Here is an 18,126-nt window from a genome sequence, read left to right as displayed (position 1 = left end):
AGAAATTGAGGTATTAAGGCATGAAGTTTAAAGAGAAGGTGAATTGAAATAAGCGTTTAATTGCTATATTTAAGGCACTAAACAATATCATGATTAAATCATTCTTCTCGTTACTGCTTGTTTTATTTACAGGCGTATCATTTGCGCAAAATCAATCGCGTATAGATTCGGTTGAAAAGTTGTTTACTTATCAACACGGCACTATCAAGCTACGTAACGGTATCGGGACTATCACCGTACCCAAAGGCTTTAAGTATTTGGAGCCTGTACAGGCCGAGCGTGTACTTACCGAAATTTGGCATAATCCTAAAAGCCAAAACATGTCGTTAGGCTTTATACTGCCCGAGGAACAAGGTATCCTTGCCGATCATGGCTACGTTTTTAACTTAGAGTACGATGAAATTGGTTACGTTAAAGACGATGATGCCGATGAAATTGACTACGATGAGCTGCTTACCAACATGCAAAAGGAAACGGAGGAGACCAATGCCGAGCGTGTGAAGCAGGGTTATCCGCCTATAAGTTTAGTAGGATGGGCAGCTAAACCTTACTACGATGCTAACCGCCATATTTTGCATTGGGCTAAAAACATAAAATTTGGTAATGATAGCCTGAATACCCTTAATTACAACGTGCGGATATTGGGTCGTAAAGGTGTACTGGTACTTAACGCTATAGCAACCATGAATGATTTGAATATGGTTAAGGCGGGGATACCTAATGTGCTTAACATTGTGAACTTTTCGGAGGGCTTTAAGTATACTGATTTTGACCCTAAGATTGATAACGTGGCCGCCTGGACCATTGGCGGACTTGTTGCCGGAAAGATTTTAGCTAAAGTTGGCTTCTTTGCGTTAATGCTTAAGTTTTGGAAAGTACTTGCATTTGGAGTAGTGGCTGCATTCTCTTTCATTAAGAAAAAGCTTTTTGGTAAAAAGGAAGAAGAAGTACCCTTGTTGCAAGAGCCTGATAATGGTGCTGCCGATGATGATGAAAGCAAAAAGGAACCTGCCAACAATACAAACGAAAATTCGGAACGCCCTAAAGGAGAAATTGACTAACCACTTATAAAAACAAAAAGCCGCTTTTTAAGCGGCCTTTTGTTTTTATAACGAAGTAGATTCGGTTTTGAAAATCTTATTGTCTAAAGCTCGCTAACAAAGCTGCCGAGCGCTATGCCTACACCTAATAGCACGGCTATTAATTTTCGACGGTTAAATTTATGATCGGGGCCGGCTTCAAAAAGTATAGTGGTTGATATATGCAAAAAGATGCCAATAACTACACCCATAATACGGTTGAAGTAGCGTTGCAGGTTGCCAATGCCGCCATTACTGATGGCATCACTTACAAAGTAACCTAAGGGAGCCATTATGGCAAAAAGCGCTATAAAGAAAAGCGTATTATTGCGGCTTTGATGGCTAGCCAGCAAAACCGTACCCAAAGCAAATGCAGCAGGAATATGATGCAGGGCAATGCCAAACACTAATTCGTTTTTATAACCGCCGGCAAGAGGCATGCCTTCCAAAAAGCCATGCAGGCACAAGCTTACCATTATGCCCAAAGGAAAAACCGCTTTATCATGGTGGTGCTGGTGCATATGGCCATGCTCAATACCATCAGAAAATTGCTCAAGTACTATTTGAAAAATAAATCCACCCAGTATAAAAACACCAACCATATGGTCATTGACATGGTATGCCTCGGGGATAAGATGCAGTACCGTTATTGCAAACAAGTACGCACCGCTAAAAGATAATACCAGCTTCAGCTGTTTATGGTTGCCGCCTTTAAATAAAAAAACGGCAGCACCACCTAAAAAAGCCGAGAAAAAAAGCAGGAGTAAATACCAGTACATTAAAATTGAGGTTGAATTTTTTTGAACACCTTCGCAAAAATCAGGCCTATAAAAGCCCCGAAGATTGCTCCTGCGATGATGTCAACAGGGAAATGAACGCCTACATATACCTGTGCCAGGCAAACCAGCATTGCCCAGGCTAATACTAAAACCCACGTATATTGCCATTTACGCCCATAAACAAGCCCTAAGAAGACCGACATGGCGAAATGATCACTCGCATGTGTTGAAGGAAAGCTGTAACCTGTTCCACATGATACCCGGCTTTTTATGGTTTGTTGCAGCACGACATCACGGCAGGGCCTGTCGCGTTTTACCTGCTTTTTTATCAGTGTTGCACTGCCAAAATCGGCAACTCCTACCGCCGCAACCAATAATAAAATTAACCACGCTCCGGCCTTTTTGTATTTCCATATACTAAACCCGATGATAAATACATAAACCGGAATCCAAAATTTTGGATTACGGAGCCACGGCATCACCGCATCAAACACCGGGTTGCTTAAAGTATAATTAATGAAATGGAATATCTGCCGGTCTAGCTGCAGCAAAAAATTGGGCATGTGACTATGTTATAGATTTCTTTGTTATAAAACTTCAATTTACCGTTAGGCGAGACCTTCACATAGCGTTTAGGTATTGCATTATGAGCAGGGTTTCTCCGTTGTTTAATATTCCAGCTCCGTTCTTCCTATACCCAAACCTATTGCCTCGTTCCCCGCCAAAACGCCTTATAACAGCGCCGCAAATATAGCCATTTAACGCCCTTAATTTGGTAGTGCTAAATACGACACGCTTTTTACAGAGGCTTAGGTAATAATTTTTATTTTTGTAACCTAATATATAAAGATTTGACGCTTATAAAATCTATATCGGGCATACGCGGAACCATTGGCGGTGCTGCCGGTGATGGGCTTACACCACTTGACATTGTAAAGTTTACTTCGGCATTTGGTGCATGGACGGTTGCTAAAACCGGTATACGTAAAATTGTGGTTGGGCGTGACGCACGTTTATCAGGCGCTATGGTAAACAACCTGGTAATTGGTACGCTGCAAGGTTTAGGCATTGATGTAATTGATCTTGGCCTGTCTACCACACCAACAGTAGAGGTTGCCGTACCCGCCGAAGGCGCTGCCGGAGGAATTATATTGACAGCCAGCCATAACCCAAAGCAATGGAATGCGCTCAAATTGCTTAACGCAACCGGCGAGTTTATCAGCGATACCGATGGTAAGGAAGTATTGGAGCTGGCAGACAATAGTGACTTTAGTTATGCACAGGTTGATGATTTGGGTACCGTTACGGTAAACGATACTTACCTGCAAAAACATATTGATGAAATACTCGCGCTTAAGCTTGTAGATAAGGAAGCTATTGCCGCCGCTGATTTTAAAGTAGTGGTTGATGCCGTAAACTCTACCGGTGGCATTTATGTGCCCGCCCTGCTGGAGGCATTAGGAGTAAAAACTATCAATAAATTATATTGCGACCCAACCGGCCACTTCCCTCATAACCCCGAGCCACTGCCTGAAAACCTTACCGAGTTATCAAAACAGGTGTTGGCTAACGGTGCAGACCTGGGCATAGCTGTTGACCCGGATGTTGACCGCCTTTGCTTTGTTTGTGAGGATGGCAAAATGTTTGGCGAAGAATATACATTGGTTGCTGTGGCAGATTATGTATTGCAGCATACCAAAGGAAACACGGTTTCTAACCTTTCATCAACCCGTGCCCTGCGCGATGTTACCGAGCGTGCCGGTGGCGAGTATCATGCCGCCGCAGTAGGAGAGGTAAACGTGGTAACCAAAATGAAAGAGGTGAATGCTGTAATAGGTGGTGAAGGTAATGGCGGGGTTATATATCCCGAAACCCATTACGGCCGCGATGCGCTGGCAGGTATAGCCTTATTTTTAACGCATCTGGCAAAATATGGCAAGCCGGTATCTGCGTTAAGGGCATCATACCCTAATTACTTTATCTCCAAAAATAAAATTGAGCTTACTGCCGGTATGGACATTGATGGCTTGCTTATAAAGGTTGAAGAAAAGTATATGCAGCAGCCACACAGCACTATTGACGGGTTAAAAATAGAGTTTGACAAACAATGGGTACACCTACGCAAATCAAACACTGAGCCTATCATACGCATTTACTCGGAAGCTGCTGACGAAGCCGCCGCCAACGCACTGGCCCAGCAAATTATAACTGATATTAAGGGGATTTTAAATATATAAGTGAGTTGTTGATTTAGTGAGTGATTAGTAGTTAATACTATGAACTACTAACTGAATCGACTGCTGAGCAATCAATCAATAAATGAAAGTCTATTTCGATAACGCTGCCACCACGCCGTTAGATCCGGAGGTAATGAAGGAAATGGTTAAGGTAATGGAAAGCCAGTTTGGAAATCCATCGTCTATACACGCACACGGGCGCGAGGCGCGGTCGTTGATTGAAAAATCGCGCAAAACGGTTGCTACGTTGCTAAAAACTTCACCGGCCGAGATATTTTTTACTTCGGGCGGTACTGAGGCCGATAATACAGCTATCCGTTGCGGCATAATCGATCATGGCTTAACACATGCCATTACCAGCCATATTGAGCACCATGCCGTAGTACACACCTTAGAAGCGCTTGAAAAAAACGGCGTAATTAAACTTAGCTTTGTTAACGTTGATGAAAAAGGCAGCGTTGATTACAACCACCTGGAGCAACTGCTTAAGGACAATGAGCGCAGCTTTGTATCATTGATGCATGCTAATAATGAATTGGGTACCCTTACCAATATGGAGCGCGTAGGCGACTTGTGCGAGCAGTACAATGCGTTATATCACTGTGATACGGTTCAAACCATGGGACATTACCCGCACGACCTGAGCAAGCTGAAAGCTCACTTTGTTGTATGTGCTGCGCACAAGCTTCATGGACCAAAAGGAACAGGATTTTTGTATGTAAATCATAAAGTAAAAATAAAACCGATGATTTACGGCGGTTCTCAGGAACGAAACATGCGCGGGGGTACTGAGAATATTTACGGCATCGTAGGTCTCTCTAAAGCGCTTGAAATGGCTTATACAGACATGGCTGCTCATCAAGCGCATATTCAGGGTTTAAAAACGTACATGATGGAACAATTAGCACAAATTCCGGGCGTACATTTTAACGGAGAGACGGACGCTGATAAAAGTTTGTATACTGTTCTAAATGTATCGTTCCCTGAAATGGAAATGGCTGATATGTTATTGTTCAATCTCGATATAGCGGGTATATCGGCATCTGGAGGAAGTGCCTGCAGCTCCGGTACCAATATTGGTTCTCACGTTTTAAATGGTATAGGTGCCAATCCAAATCGCCCAGCCGTACGTTTTTCATTCTCTAAATACAACACCCGCGAAGAAGTAGATTTTGCCCTTTCGAAAATCCGGGAAGTATGTGCAGTTAATGCATAAATATTTTTGAATCTTCGACATAAAAAAAGTCATTGCTTATACGGCAATGACTTTTTTGTTCCTGGTAAATATGCAACATCGGCTTGCAAGCTTTAGCGATGTATAACTGTAAGCCTTTCTTAAAATAAGTTACAGTTTATTAACTGATATAATCTCTGTCCTCATCACTTAGTGTATCGGTGCGTTGGTTGTTGCTATGATTTATATAATCGTCATCTTCACTTTCCTCACGCTGCAGCTGACTTTTACGTCGTGGCCTGCTCACTAATATTCCTAACAAAAACGCACTAACGGATACCGATGTAAGCGCCGCAACCTTTGGTACGGTATGTGGTAAAAATAAGATTGTAAACTCTGCTTCGTCGGTATTCTGTAATAACATGGCTGTTATAAAAATCAGAAGGAGGAGAGATACTGTGGTTTTAAAACTCATGTCGGTAAATTGAAATATGACATTTCAAGATGCAAAATTTTATAATCAGTGCCTAACAATTTTTCTATTCCGGCCAAAAATATTGTTGAACAGATAGGGGTGAGGTTAAGAGTTGAGACAGTGTTCATGCCTTCTTTAGTCGGCAGGATTTTAGTGATCTGTATACAAAAACTCAATTAGGTCATGTATAGGCCATAAAACTTCAAATGCATATTTTTTAGTTCAGTACACTATCGGTATTTAGCTCGTTAAAATTCTTGTCAAAAAAATTACTAGATGTGATGTTGTATATACTACTGATTATCAAAACATTATAAGAACTATATTTATCGATTTAACGGTAATGCTAATAATATTAGTAAATTTGTTTGTGTCAGGTAAATTATATATCATAAAAGAGTTTATTAAATGATATATATGTGTTTGAAATTCAGTTATTTATATATTATATTATAGATATCAAAATTCGCTTTTCTTCTTCAAAACTAATGACTTTTATCGGAAAATTTAGTTGTTCTAGAATTGATCAAAACACTATGGTAAAATTGTAAATCGCTCCTGATTGATTTAATAACTGGAGGGTGGCGATTGAGATGCTTAAAAATTTTAATCTCTTAAAAAGGCTTAAAATGCGTGGAGATCGAATTCATAAAAAAGTGCTAGATGGTTGGAATGACTCGATGTACCGGTAAGGATAACCATAAGAAGATGGACGACATGACTTGTGTTTCCAGGTTATGACACAGGCAACATGCAGCTTTCCGGTAATTATCACTAACGATATTTAGCAGCAGGATGACTGAAGAGATTTTCTAAAGTACGCTCAGATAAGAGCATAACTGTTAAGCTCTATTTTCATTAATAAGAGAATGGATTTTCGCGATCCTTAGTTTGCTTATTGGATTTACCTCAGTATAATTTTGTACACTGGCAAGCACTAAGATGGGGCTTAGTGTAAAATCACATAAAAAGGAAACGGGATATTACGCTTGTTGAGCCTGACGTTGCTTGAAGCGGATGGCTTGTTTTTGAACTACCGGAAAAAGAAAAATTGTAGAAAGGATAATGACTGCACCAATCCAAAAACCTATGCTCATGGTATGTAAATCACCAAAAAACATAAATGCCATTATGATGCCGTACACGGGTTCGAGGTTAGTGATGAGCGCTACCTTAAATGCCGAGAGTTCGCGCATTACAGATACGCCTGCCACATAGGCCAGCGATGTACATATGGTGCCTAACACTAATAAATAGGCAATGTCTTGGTTGCTGGGTACCTGCAATGTTTTAATACCACCTCTTGCCAGCATATATAATGTAATCCAAAAGAATGCTCCGCCAAGCTCGTAAAATGATATGATGGTGGGATGTGTATGCTTAACCTGGTTGGAATTGATGATGGAAAACAGGCTGGCTGCTGCAGCACATAAAAGCCCTAAAACTATACCGATGGTATATTGCGTTTCAAACTTAAATATGAGCACAATGCCGGTAATGATCAATAAGCCTGATAGTATTTCAAGCTTTGATATGGGTTTGCGCTTTATAAGCGGCTCAAATACGGCAGTAAACAGTGTGAGTGAAGAGAGGCATACAAGTGTAACCGAAACGGTAGACACCTTAATAGCCTGAAAAAATAATATCCAATGGGCACCCACAAGCCCCCCGGTAAAGAACAGGGTGAGAAATGATTTTCTATTAACCTTAAAGTTCTGCTTGTTAAACTTAAAATATAAAAAAAGCGTCACCAATGCAATGAGTACCCGGTACCAAACAAGGTTTACCGCCGTAATAGTAATCAGTTTTCCTAAAATGCCGGTAAAGCCCCATATAAAAACTGTAAAGTGCAGTATCAGCAGGTTTTTATTAAGCTCGGACGATTTATTGACAACATGCGTCATTACAAAACGGGGTTATTATTTGTGTATGTATTGAGGGGCTGATAAAGTTACTTGCCGCCTATGGTGATTATTATTTTGGAGCCTTTTTAAGCAGGTACAGGCCGGTTAAACCAAACAAAACGTTAGGTATACAAACGGCTATAATAGGCGGCAGACTGGCTTTCAACGAAAATACGTTTGCAAAGCGATCTACAACTATATATAAAAAGCAAAGTAAAATGCCTACGCCTAGCGGCAGACCAATGCCTCCGCGTACCTTGCGAGATGATATCGAGACACCAATAAGCGTTAATACAAATGCCGAAAAAGGGTATATATAACGACGGTATTTCTCTAACTGTAGCTCAACAAGTCTGCCGGTGCCCCGTATATTTTCTTTTTGTATTTGCTTGGTGAGGTCGGCGGTTGCTATGGCCCGGTAAATGTTGGTATTAATGTCTGTATTGGCCTCAAAGTCAGATGGTCGCATATCAATAACCGTGTCCTTTTGCGGCAGTTCAACAAATCTTTCCTTTAATCCATCAACGTACCTGATCTTTGCGTTATGGAAAGTCCAGCTTCGTTTTAATGAATCGTAAGTGATATGGTCGGAGGTAAGCTTTTCACGCATCAGGTCGCCGTCAAACTTTTCAAGCACAAAGTTATATCCTGTACGTACTACGTTATCATATGATTGCAGGTAAACAAACGTACGGTCGTCAAGCTGCATGTGCAGTTCTTTCAGGGTTGGGTCGGTTTTGTTAGTGTAGGTATCATCAAACTTAACACTCAGCTGGTTGGTAAGCGGAATAAAGTACACGTTCCCTAAAAAGAAGACTATAAAAATTACGCCTGATGCAATAAAATAAGGTCGTAAAAAACGCCTGAAACTCACCTTACCACTCAAAATGGGCACAATTTCGGTTTGATTGGCCATTTTTGCCGTAAAAAATATAACCGCCAAAAAGTTAATAAGAGGAAGCAAAATGTTTGCGTAATAGGGCAGATAGCCGCCGTAATATTGAAACACAATAGCGCTTAAGGGCGCTTTGCTCTTCAAAAAATCATCTAAATGCTCCGATACATCAAACACAACAATGATGATCAGGAACAGCGATAGTGTGAATACAAAGGTGCCCAGGTACTTTTTTATAATGTACCAATCAATAATTTTTATGTAGTTATTCAGAAATTTGAACATTACAAGCGCTGGGCTAATTGTGTAACCATGGCATTCTTCCAACTGTAAAAATCGCCATTTATTATGTGCTGACGGGCCTCATTTACCAGCCACAAATAAAAATGCAGGTTATGCAAACTGGCAATTTGTGCGCCCAGCATCTCGCCCGATGTAATTAAATGACGTAAATAGGCTTTAGTATGCTCGCGGTCAACCCACAGGTCGCTATCTTCATCAATGGGTGTAAAGTCATTTTTCCATTTTTCATTACGCATGTTCAATATGCCGTTTTTGGTAAACAGCAGGCCATGGCGTGCATTGCGAGTAGGCATAACACAGTCAAACATATCAATCCCCAAGGCAATATTCTCTAAAATATTAACCGGCGTGCCTACGCCCATCAGGTAGCGCGGCTTGTCCTGAGGTAAAATGTTGCATACAATTTCTGTCATGGCGTACATTTCCTCGGCAGGTTCACCAACTGACAGGCCGCCAATTGCATTACCCTCTCTGCCGAACGAGGCAATTACCTCGGCCGAACGCTCGCGCAAGTCTTTATAAACCGATCCCTGCACAATAGGGAAGAGCGTTTGACTATATCCATATTTTGGTTCGGTGCTGTCGAACCGGTCGCAGCAGCGTTTCAGCCAGCGGTGAGTCATTTCAATAGAACGACGGGCGTAGCCATAATCACAAGGGTAGGGTGTACACTCATCAAAAGCCATAATAATATCGGCACCAATTACGCGCTGAATATCCATGGCAGCCTCGGGGGTAAACAAGTGTTTCGAGCCATCGATATGTGAGCGAAATGTAACACCTTCCTCCTTTATTTTGCGTGCCTGGCTTAATGAATATACTTGATAACCACCGCTATCGGTTAGAATTGGCTTGTCCCATCCGTTAAATTTATGCAATCCGCCTGCCTTTTCTAAAGTTTCCAATCCTGGACGCAGGTAAAGGTGATAAGTGTTGCCTAAAATGATCTGGGCTTCAATATCATTTTTTAGTTCGCGCTGGTGTACGGCTTTTACTGTGCCGGCGGTGCCAACAGGCATGAAAATAGGCGTTTGTATAACGCCGTGGTCTGTAGTGATTTCTCCGGCACGTGCCTTTGAAAGTTTATCTTGAGCGGTTAATTTAAATTTCATTTTTGTAACGGGCAAAGTTACTAAAATAAAATAGCCCCTCCCAAACCCTGCCTGGATGAGTGTTGCCTTTAAATCCGTACAGCTAAGCGGTATTTCTGCTAATAAGTGTGCAGAAATTTACGCTTCCTCGTCGGGGTGTTTTGTTGGTGTTCTTTAAATTTAACTAATTCCCAACTAATTCGCTTAAAATTAACAAATTTGCGGCTTGAAAATAAGTGCCCGAATTTGGAACAATATATACCCTTTGTTTTATTGAGTTTTTTTGCGCTCTGCTTTATTTGGCAAATGGGCTTTTTATTAATAGTGCAGCGTCGTTTGGCAGCTTTCAGCGTGCCCGATGCCGATGTTTCAGCAGTAGACTTACCGGTCTCAGTAATTATTAGTGCCCGTAACGAGGCGGAGAACCTTAAACTGTATCTGCCTGCAATTTTATCACAAGATTATCCAAACTACGAAGTTGTGGTAATTAATGATTGCTCGGTAGACGATACCCGTTGGGTATTAGAAGATTTTGCTAAAAACTATCCACACCTTAAATTGGTTACAGTTACAGAACATCCCCGCTTTAAAACCGGGAAAAAGTTTGCCCTAACCATGGGTATAAAAGCCGCCAGTCACGAACATTTACTGTTTACCGATGCCGATTGTGAACCGGCTTCACCGCATTGGATTGCGCGGATGGCTTCTCAGTTTACGCCTGGTGTGCAAATTGTACTTGGATATTCGCCCTATAAAAAGAGCAGAGGGTTTATAAATGCCTTCACTCGTTTTGAAACGCTTAAAACAGCAGTTACCTATTTTTCGGCAGCCTTAGGGCGCAATGCTTATATGGGTATTGGTCGTAACCTGGCTTACACCAAATCACTGTTTTTTAGCGTAAAAGGGTTTGCAGCGCATTTGCATATTTTAGCAGGCGATGATGATTTATTTGTAAATAAAAATGCTACTGCTAACAATACAGCAATTGAAATACACAAAGATGCTTTTGTATACACTGACTCCAAGCGCACTTTAGGTGGCTATTACCGGCAAAAAAAACGCCACATGGGAGTAGGGGGCTTGTATAAAAATAAGCACCGCCGTATGTTGAGCTTTGAAGCTTTAAGCGGCTTCTTTTTTTATGTGGCATTAGTATTGTGCATAGTTTTTAAAATACAGTTACCAATTATAACCGGGTTATATGCCATTAGGTTAATAACTCAAATTGTAATTTACATAAAGTCGGCTAACAGGCTGACGGGCAAAGATTTGATTTGGTATTTACCTTTTTTTGATTTGCTTTATTATGTGTACTTAAATGTGTTTGGTTTAATAGGAACATTTGTAAAAACCATACAATGGAAGTAAACGCCAACTTTACCGAAAACGCAAAAAACGATTATCAGCTGGTGCTGAAAGCGAGAGAAGGAAGCCAGAAAGCTTTCGCTGATTTAATGCAGCGCTACAAAGATTCTATATACTTTATGTCGCTCAAAATGGTGAACAACCGCGAGGATGCCATGGACATAACCGTTGAGACCTTTGCCAAAGCATTTGAAAAGCTAGACAAATATCAGCCTGATTATGCTTTTAGCACATGGCTGTTTAGGGTGGCCACCAATAATTGCATCGATTTTTTGCGTAAAAAGAAGCTCAATACCGTATCCATCAATAATATGATGGACGAGGAGGATGACAGGCCGCTGCAAATTAAGGCCGATACGTTGAATCCTGAAGAAACTTCAATTAAAAAACAGCAGTCGAACGAAATTAAGCTGCTAATTGAAAGTTTACCGCCTCGTTATCGCAACTTATTGACTTTGAGGTATTTTGATGAGTTATCATACGAAGAAATTGCACAACAACTTGATTTGCCGTTAGGTACGGTAAAAGCTCAATTATTCAGAGCTAAATACCTGCTGGGCAACATCATTAACCGCATTGACCGATAAATGGACGCCGGACTTATCAATAAATATTTCCCCGAAATAACAAGCCAGCAGCAAGAGCAATTTAACCAGCTTTCTGAGCTGTACAATTACTGGAACCAGCAAATCAACGTCATCTCGCGCAAGGATATGGACTCATTGTATGAGCGGCATGTGCTTCATTCATTGGGAATTGCCAAGGTGATGAGCTTTTTGCCCGGCGAACATGTGCTTGACGTAGGTACAGGCGGTGGTTTTCCGGGTGTGCCATTGGCTATTTTATACCCAGAGACTGACTTTCACTTGGTTGATTCCATTGGGAAGAAAATAAAAGTGGTTAGCGAAGTAGCATCGGCAGCGGGTTTGAAAAACCTGAAAGCAACGCATAGTCGTGCAGAGCAAATACCTGGTAAGTTTGATTTTGTTGTATCGCGTGCTGTAACGCAATTAAAAGATTTCTACCCTTGGGTAAAAGGTAAATTTAACAAGGATTCAAAGAATACTTTACCGAACGGAATTTTGTATTTGAAAGGGGGAGATCTTAAACAGGAAATTGCCGAGTCGGGTTTAGCCGTTCAGCAATACTTCCTGAAAAACTACTTTGAGGAGGAGTTCTTCGAGACTAAGCAGGTTATATATGTTAAAATATAAAATGCTGTAAAACAGTGTTTAACACGTGTTAGTTAAATTAAAAATTAATTGCTATCACCTTCTGCAGTTATGATGATTGTACCTGCGGTAGGCCTTTCCAATTCACTTTTATTTTCATAACTTTCAGATGTTTTACCATCCGGGTACTGGAGTTTAAAGCTTAATCGCATGGTGTAATTTCCGGGTTTGGCAATCACTTTTCCTTTGTAGCTAGAAACTGCATTTTTGGCCTCAGAATCAAGAATTGGGTTTGCGCTTTGTTTGATGGCTACGTCTGAAACTTCTCTGTTTTCATCTACCCTAAAGCTTGTTAGCAGCGTACCGGTAACGTTGTTTTTTTGAGCTTGAGCAGGATAGCGCATGTTTCTGTTTACATGCTTAAGCAATTCTTGAAACGAATAGGTTACCAGTTTACCTTCGTTTTTGAGTTGAGTTCGCTCACTTGCTGTTAAGTCTTCATCCTTTAAATTGCCTTCAATTGGTGGCGGTGGTGGCGGAATGTTTTTCTTATTCTTTTTTGATCCGGGTCTCTCAATTGGAGGGGGAGGTGGCGGTGGTAATTTGTATTTAGATAAATTGCGCGCGGTAGCTGGCGGAGGTGGGGGTAGTGCCATTATGCTGGTTGTATTGCTTTCAGCGCTTATTGTTTCCACCTTGATGCCAAACTTTTCTTTTAAGTTTCTTTTGTCGTTTTCGGTGATATTTTGAGCGGTGTATACAAGTTGCTTACCGCTGGCACCATTCACTTTAAGTTGATCAGTTACTGCAGTGGTATTACCACTGGTAACTTTTAAACGTAACTTTTTTAACGAGTCAGCATTTGAAGATACCGCTTTGGCGTTTAACCCGGTGGTTGTAAAAGCAGCTTTTCCCCACTCAACTTTAAATCCGTATTCTTTACTAAATGCGGCCGACGAGGCGCATAGCATGCCTGCACATAATGGCAGGGCCATAAGGTAATTTAGCCTGGCTAATTTACCTGAGCGTTTTTGATAGAGCTTCATTATTCTTGATTTTAAAAGGTTTTTTTCAGAAAAGTGATTGGCAACGCTGAGGCCGCTATTTTGGCAAGCCTGGGCAATCAAAAAGTCAACATAGCTATCTTGCTCAGTTTTTCCCGCCGTAAGGCGGTCGGCCTCAAATTCATGAATTGTTTTGAGGCTGTTTTGCAGCAGATATACAACGGGATTAAACCAGCAAATTACTTTTACTACCTCCAAGAGGAGGATATCATAGCTGTGTTTTTGGTTAATATGTACCAATTCGTGCTTCAAAATTACCGGCTGCATCTGGTCTTCATTAGCTACAAATACATAGCTTATAAATGAAAACGGTGATGGTGTTTCAGGCACCTGCACAAGTATGTAGCCATCGCATTTACTTCTCTTGCCTCCAGATATTAATTTTAAGAGCTTGTAAAGCCTTGAAAGTAATAATACAAGCAAGACTGTCACTGCGGCTAAGTAAAGCGCTGTAAGAGCTTTAAAAGGCTCTAAAGTGGCATCTCCTGTAACGACGGATGTGTCAGAGTGTGTTGCCTGCATTGAACCTTGCTGTATAAGTGCCTGTGTAACCACGCTTGTGTGCCTGGCTTCAAAGCTTATTTGCACCAGCGGAATCATAAAACAAACCACAATAGCGGTAAGCAAATAGGCCCTGTTTGCATTATAAAATGTTTGCCGGCGCAATAGCGCCCAGTAACCTAAATAAGCAAGGGCGAGGTAAACATTTACCTCCAACAGGTATTGCAAAAAATTAATCATCACTATTTTTTTTGCGACTGCGTTCAGCCAATAAAATTAATTCTGCCAATTCGCTAAGGTTTAGCTTTTGCTCTTTTACCAGGTATGATACCAGGCTTTTGTAAGAGTTGTTAAAGTAGCTTTTAATCACCTTATCAAAAGCAAATTTTTTGTATTGGTCTTCACTAACGGTAGGGAAGTACACGTGTGAGTTTCCGTATGCTTTGTGGTCAACAAATCCCTTGCTTTCAAGTACGCGTACCACTGTGCTTACCGTGTTGTAAGCCGGCTTCGGATCGTCAGGCATTTGATCGAGAATCTGCTTCACAATTCCTTCTTTGAGCTTCCACAAAATCTGCATTACCTGTTCCTCGGCCTTAGTTAATTCTTTCATTGTTGTTTCTGGTTAAAAAAGCAAACTATAATGGTAGTTTTATAAAACTATATGAATAGTTATCAAACTGCTTTTGTAGTTTGGATAGCCGAAAGTACTACTATTTTTATAGTTCGCAAACTATTTTGATAGTTTTATAGTTAAAAGACGCTCTATGGCTTCAAATACACTGTTTTCCTAAAAATTTTTTTTTACCCTAACGGGTAAATAGGTATGAGGTATTATCTTGCGGCTGCATCATGACACTTAAACACCAAATAGCTTTATCACTTATCAAGGGCATCGGCCCTACCTTATCAAAATCATTACTGGCTTATTTTGGCAGTGCTGATGAAGTTTTTAATGGATCGGTGCAGCGTTTTAAGCGTGTACCGGGCATAGGTCACAAAACCATTGAAAGCCTAAACCTTAATGCAGCCCTTGATCAGGCTACGCAGGAAATTCAATTTGTTGAGAAAAACGGTATTGATGTTATTTTCTACACTGATGAGCGATATCCAAAAAAGCTCAAGAATTGTAATGACGCTCCTATTTTACTTTACAGTAAAGGAAATGCTGACTTAAACAACAAACGTGTAGTAAGCATTGTTGGAACGCGTAATGCTACTGACTATGGACGGCAGTTATGCAAGGAGCTGCTTGAAGATTTGCAGCAATACGGCGTTTTGGTAGTAAGCGGCCTTGCCCTGGGTATTGACGTAGCGGCGCATAAGGAAAGCCTGAGACTTAACCTGCCAACCATTGGTGTATTAGGCCATAGTTTAGACCGACTATACCCCAGCCAAAACCGGGGCGTTGCGGATAAAATGATACTTAACGGCGGCTTGCTTAGCGAGTACCCATCAGGCACCAAGCCCGATAGGGAAAATTTCCCACAGCGTAACCGAATTGTGGCTGGTATGGCCGATGTTACTGTTGTGGTAGAAGCAGGCATAAAAGGGGGAGCACTTATTACTGCCGAAATTGCCAATTCATATAACCGGGATGTATTTGCGTTTCCCGGGCGTGTATATGATACCTATTCTGAAGGCTGTAACTTCCTTATCAGGAACCATAAGGCTGGTTTGCTGAGTTGCGCAGCCGATTTGGCTTACCTAATGGGGTGGGATGTTCAATCGGGCAGTAAGCCTGCCGCCAAGCAGTTTATGCTACCCATTGATTTAAGCGAACAGGAACAAGCCATATGGCATATGCTGCAAAATAGTAGTGTGCCCGTAGCAATTGATGATTTGAGCATTATATTAAATATGCCTGTTAGTGCGTTAGCCATGAACCTGCTTAACATGGAGATGCAGGGTTATATTAACGCCCGGCCGGGCAAAACTTATGTAATAGCTTAAGCGAGAACATTTTTAACTATTGAAAGACCTTAAAAATTCAAATCCTGTAAAGTTTATGATGGAGTTGCATACCATGTAATTACGCCAGATTCATGCGTTATCTCCTGCCAGCTGTCGGCATCCTCAAATACAACAGTAACGGCAGTGCATGGTGGCACATCGCGTACTTTGCCGGTTAAGTTGAGTAGCAGGTATGCTATGCTAGGGTTATGCCCAACCATAGCAACAAAGTCATATGCATTCGAAAAATGATTGATTTCGCGAAGCAGCGTGTTCTCGCTGGCTTCATAAATTGCCTCCGTTGCCTTAAGGTTATTTATGTTAAAAGCTGTTGCCAGTGTATTGGCAGTAGTCTGCGTTCGCAAAGCCGCACTGCAAATAATTTGTTCAGGCACCAGGTTATTAGCATTAAGCTTTTGAGCCAGGTTCTTTACATCTGCTTCTCCTTTTTGAGATAGCGGTCTGTAATAATCACCCTTTTCTGAATGCGGTAATGCTTCAGCATGTCTAATCAGCAGTAACTTCTTCATTTACTATAAAAATAGCAAATACCCGTCAATCGTTTCAATGCAGTTAAAATAAAATTCAATTGGCAGTACGTTTAATTTACTTAATCTATATAAATTACAAAATCTGATAAACGCAAACGGCCGGCTTTTTTAAAGCCGACCGTTTGTACTATTAAATTTCTTATTAGAACGTAAAACCTACTGATAAACCAATTACGCGGTTTTTAGATGATACGCCAATTTCGTTATCGCCTAAAATATTTGTTAAGCCTAAGTCGTAATTAGCTTTCAAAAGTAAGCCATTATCAAAACGAACACCTAATAAGCCGGTTGCACCAACATCGGTTCTTTTTACGTCGGTACCAAATTCAAGGTCAACGCTTTGGCTTCCACTGGTTGTTTTAGCGTTTAAGCCAATACCAACGTAAGGGCCGGCACCTACAAAAAGCTTACCGCCGCCAAAAGGAGCGTTGTAAAGAAAGTTTACCGGAACCTGAAGGTAATTTAATTTCAGTTTGCCATCGCCGCCATCGTTAGATGCTCCACCCTTACCGGTATAGTATAAACCTGGTTGGATAGAGAAGTTATTTCCGAGTGGGGCATCAGCAAATACACCTACTGAAAAGGATGTTAAGGTGCCGCTTGAACCTGATCCTGATACACCATCAACTGATGCTGTGATTTTTGCAAAGTTAACGCCGCCGCTAACGCCAAAAGTTGTGTTTGATTGTGCCGAAGCAGTAAAGAATGAGCCCGCTAAAATTGCGGCTAAAATGAATTTTTTCATTTGTGTTGTGATAAAGTATGTTAATTGATGTAGTTGAGACTTTAGCAGTATATTAAGGTTTAACGCTTAATGTTTTTTAGAAGGAATAGCCTAAAGAAAGTCCGATGGTGCGGGTTTTCATTTTTTGACTTACAGAATTGTTATAGATGTCAGCCAAACCATAATCATAGTTGGCACTTAATGATATGCCGTTATTGAACCTAACGCCAATAAGGCCGGTTACGCCATAATCCAAGCGCTTAATAACTCCATTGCTGCCAATTTCAAGGTCTTGTTCAGTAGTGTTGCTGCCTGATTCACCTCCGTATTCTTCACCCAATGAGATGTCGCCGCTAATTTTACCTTTGGCTTTTATAGCAGCTGCTGCAAATGGACCTGCTCCAAAAAAGAACCTGCCAAAATTAGCATCAGCATTATAAAGGAAATGAACCGGAAGTTGTATATAAGCCAGCTTTAATGATTCTTCGGCATTGATGTTAAATGCAGATCCCATGTCAAAATTGACTTTGATTTTGTAGCCTTTGCCACTGTAGAATAAGCCTGGTTGTACCGAGAATTTTTCGCCAAGTGGTAAATCAGCAAATACACCTGCCGAAAATGATGTAAGGGTACCACTACCATAATCAGATGATGTGCCGTTTTGTGAAATTGTTACACTTGCAAAGTTTACACCGCCTTTTATACCAAATGTAGGGCTTGATGTGTTACGGAATTGTGCTGACGCAGTAAAACAGCTTACTGCAGCCACAAGGGTTAGTAGAGATTTTTTCATAAAATGCGATAAAGCTTAATTGAGCAAATATAAATAAATATTGGCTGCGTTTATTATTTCATTATT

18 protein-coding genes are annotated in these 18,126 nt (G+C 41.0%); 7 read left to right on the top strand and 11 right to left on the bottom strand.

What is annotated here, in order from left to right; translation table 11 throughout:
- Positions 1-89: 89 nt before the first annotated feature.
- On the top strand, positions 90-1,061 hold the full coding sequence (locus GO816_RS01470) for a DUF2167 domain-containing protein (protein WP_157539579.1): 972 nt from the start codon (positions 90-92) through the stop codon (positions 1,059-1,061).
- Positions 1,062-1,144: 83 nt separating this feature from the next.
- Here the strand turns inward: GO816_RS01470 and GO816_RS01465 are convergent, their stop codons facing one another.
- Together GO816_RS01465 and GO816_RS01460 are read right to left on the bottom strand one after the other, a co-directional pair.
- A complete protein-coding gene (locus tag GO816_RS01465) occupies positions 1,145-1,858 on the bottom strand; it encodes a ZIP family metal transporter (protein ID WP_157539578.1) in 714 nt (237 codons plus the stop codon).
- A complete protein-coding gene (locus GO816_RS01460; protein ID WP_157539577.1) occupies positions 1,858-2,421 on the bottom strand; it encodes a phosphatase PAP2 family protein in 564 nt (187 codons plus the stop codon). Before GO816_RS01460 ends, GO816_RS01465 begins: the two co-directional genes overlap by 1 nt.
- A 288-nt stretch (positions 2,422-2,709) precedes the next feature.
- Between GO816_RS01460 and glmM the strand changes: the two genes are divergently transcribed.
- Positions 2,710-4,095, top strand: coding sequence for a phosphoglucosamine mutase (gene glmM, locus GO816_RS01455; RefSeq protein ID WP_157539576.1), 1,386 nt, complete (start codon positions 2,710-2,712; stop codon positions 4,093-4,095).
- 82 nt (positions 4,096-4,177) lie between these two features.
- A complete protein-coding gene (locus tag GO816_RS01450; RefSeq protein WP_157539575.1) occupies positions 4,178-5,311 on the top strand; it encodes a cysteine desulfurase family protein in 1,134 nt (377 codons plus the stop codon).
- Between the two features lie 139 nt (positions 5,312-5,450).
- On the opposite strand, the gene GO816_RS01445 is transcribed toward GO816_RS01450, so the two are convergent.
- The 4 genes from GO816_RS01445 to tgt all read right to left on the bottom strand — a co-directional run bounded on the left by GO816_RS01445 (position 5,451) and on the right by tgt (position 9,958).
- Complete coding sequence (locus GO816_RS01445) at positions 5,451-5,693, bottom strand: hypothetical protein (protein ID WP_157539574.1); 243 nt, start codon at positions 5,691-5,693, stop codon at positions 5,451-5,453.
- A 1,034-nt stretch (positions 5,694-6,727) separates the two neighbouring features.
- On the bottom strand, positions 6,728-7,648 hold the full coding sequence (locus tag GO816_RS01440; protein ID WP_157539573.1) for a DMT family transporter: 921 nt from the start codon (positions 7,646-7,648) through the stop codon (positions 6,728-6,730).
- 70 nt (positions 7,649-7,718) lie between these two features.
- Positions 7,719-8,828: an LptF/LptG family permease gene (locus GO816_RS01435; protein ID WP_157539572.1), complete on the bottom strand. Its 1,110-nt coding sequence runs from the start codon at positions 8,826-8,828 to the stop codon at positions 7,719-7,721.
- The gene (tgt, locus tag GO816_RS01430; RefSeq protein ID WP_157539571.1) at positions 8,828-9,958 is read right to left on the bottom strand and encodes a tRNA guanosine(34) transglycosylase Tgt; all 1,131 of its coding nucleotides are present in this window, start codon (positions 9,956-9,958) and stop codon (positions 8,828-8,830) included. The genes GO816_RS01435 and tgt overlap by 1 nt, the downstream gene beginning before the upstream one ends.
- 285 nt (positions 9,959-10,243) lie before the next feature.
- Between tgt and GO816_RS01425 the strand changes: the two genes are divergently transcribed.
- The 3 genes from GO816_RS01425 to rsmG are packed head-to-tail and all read left to right on the top strand — an operon-like array spanning position 10,244 to position 12,516.
- Positions 10,244-11,305, top strand: a complete 1,062-nt coding sequence (locus GO816_RS01425) for a glycosyltransferase (RefSeq protein ID WP_157539570.1) — start codon at positions 10,244-10,246, stop codon at positions 11,303-11,305.
- Positions 11,296-11,889 carry an RNA polymerase sigma factor gene (locus GO816_RS01420; protein WP_157539569.1) on the top strand — a complete coding sequence of 198 codons (594 nt, stop codon included), beginning with the start codon at positions 11,296-11,298 and terminating at the stop codon, positions 11,887-11,889. The genes GO816_RS01425 and GO816_RS01420 overlap by 10 nt, the downstream gene beginning before the upstream one ends.
- Positions 11,890-12,516, top strand: coding sequence for a 16S rRNA (guanine(527)-N(7))-methyltransferase RsmG (gene rsmG, locus GO816_RS01415; RefSeq protein WP_157539568.1), 627 nt, complete (start codon positions 11,890-11,892; stop codon positions 12,514-12,516).
- Positions 12,517-12,560: 44 nt separating this feature from the next.
- Here the strand turns inward: rsmG and GO816_RS01410 are convergent, their stop codons facing one another.
- Positions 12,561-14,279 (bottom strand): TonB family protein, encoded by a 1,719-nt coding sequence (locus GO816_RS01410; RefSeq protein WP_157539567.1) that lies wholly within the window; start codon positions 14,277-14,279, stop codon positions 12,561-12,563.
- On the bottom strand, positions 14,272-14,652 hold the full coding sequence (locus GO816_RS01405) for a BlaI/MecI/CopY family transcriptional regulator (protein WP_157539566.1): 381 nt from the start codon (positions 14,650-14,652) through the stop codon (positions 14,272-14,274). The genes GO816_RS01410 and GO816_RS01405 overlap by 8 nt, the downstream gene beginning before the upstream one ends.
- Positions 14,653-14,891: 239 nt before the next feature.
- Here GO816_RS01405 and dprA point away from each other — a divergent pair, with 239 nt between their 5' ends.
- A complete protein-coding gene (gene dprA, locus GO816_RS01400; RefSeq protein WP_157539565.1) occupies positions 14,892-15,992 on the top strand; it encodes a DNA-processing protein DprA in 1,101 nt (366 codons plus the stop codon).
- A 53-nt stretch (positions 15,993-16,045) separates the two neighbouring features.
- Here dprA and GO816_RS01395 read toward each other — a convergent pair whose 3' ends face one another.
- From GO816_RS01395 to GO816_RS01385, 3 genes are all read right to left on the bottom strand, one after another.
- Complete coding sequence (locus tag GO816_RS01395) at positions 16,046-16,522, bottom strand: SixA phosphatase family protein (protein ID WP_157539564.1); 477 nt, start codon at positions 16,520-16,522, stop codon at positions 16,046-16,048.
- A gap of 163 nt (positions 16,523-16,685) precedes the next feature.
- A complete protein-coding gene (locus tag GO816_RS01390) occupies positions 16,686-17,288 on the bottom strand; it encodes a porin family protein (RefSeq protein ID WP_157539563.1) in 603 nt (200 codons plus the stop codon).
- Positions 17,289-17,364: 76 nt separating this feature from the next.
- Entirely contained in the window at positions 17,365-18,060 is a 696-nt protein-coding gene (locus tag GO816_RS01385) for a porin family protein (protein WP_157539562.1), read from the bottom strand.
- Between the last annotated feature and the right edge of the window lie 66 nt (positions 18,061-18,126).

It is taken from the genome of Mucilaginibacter aquatilis (genome assembly GCF_009755275.1).
Lineage (GTDB): Bacteria > Bacteroidota > Bacteroidia > Sphingobacteriales > Sphingobacteriaceae > Mucilaginibacter > Mucilaginibacter aquatilis.
Note: the sequence above shows the minus strand (reverse complement) of the source record. Positions and strands in the feature narration are given on the sequence as shown.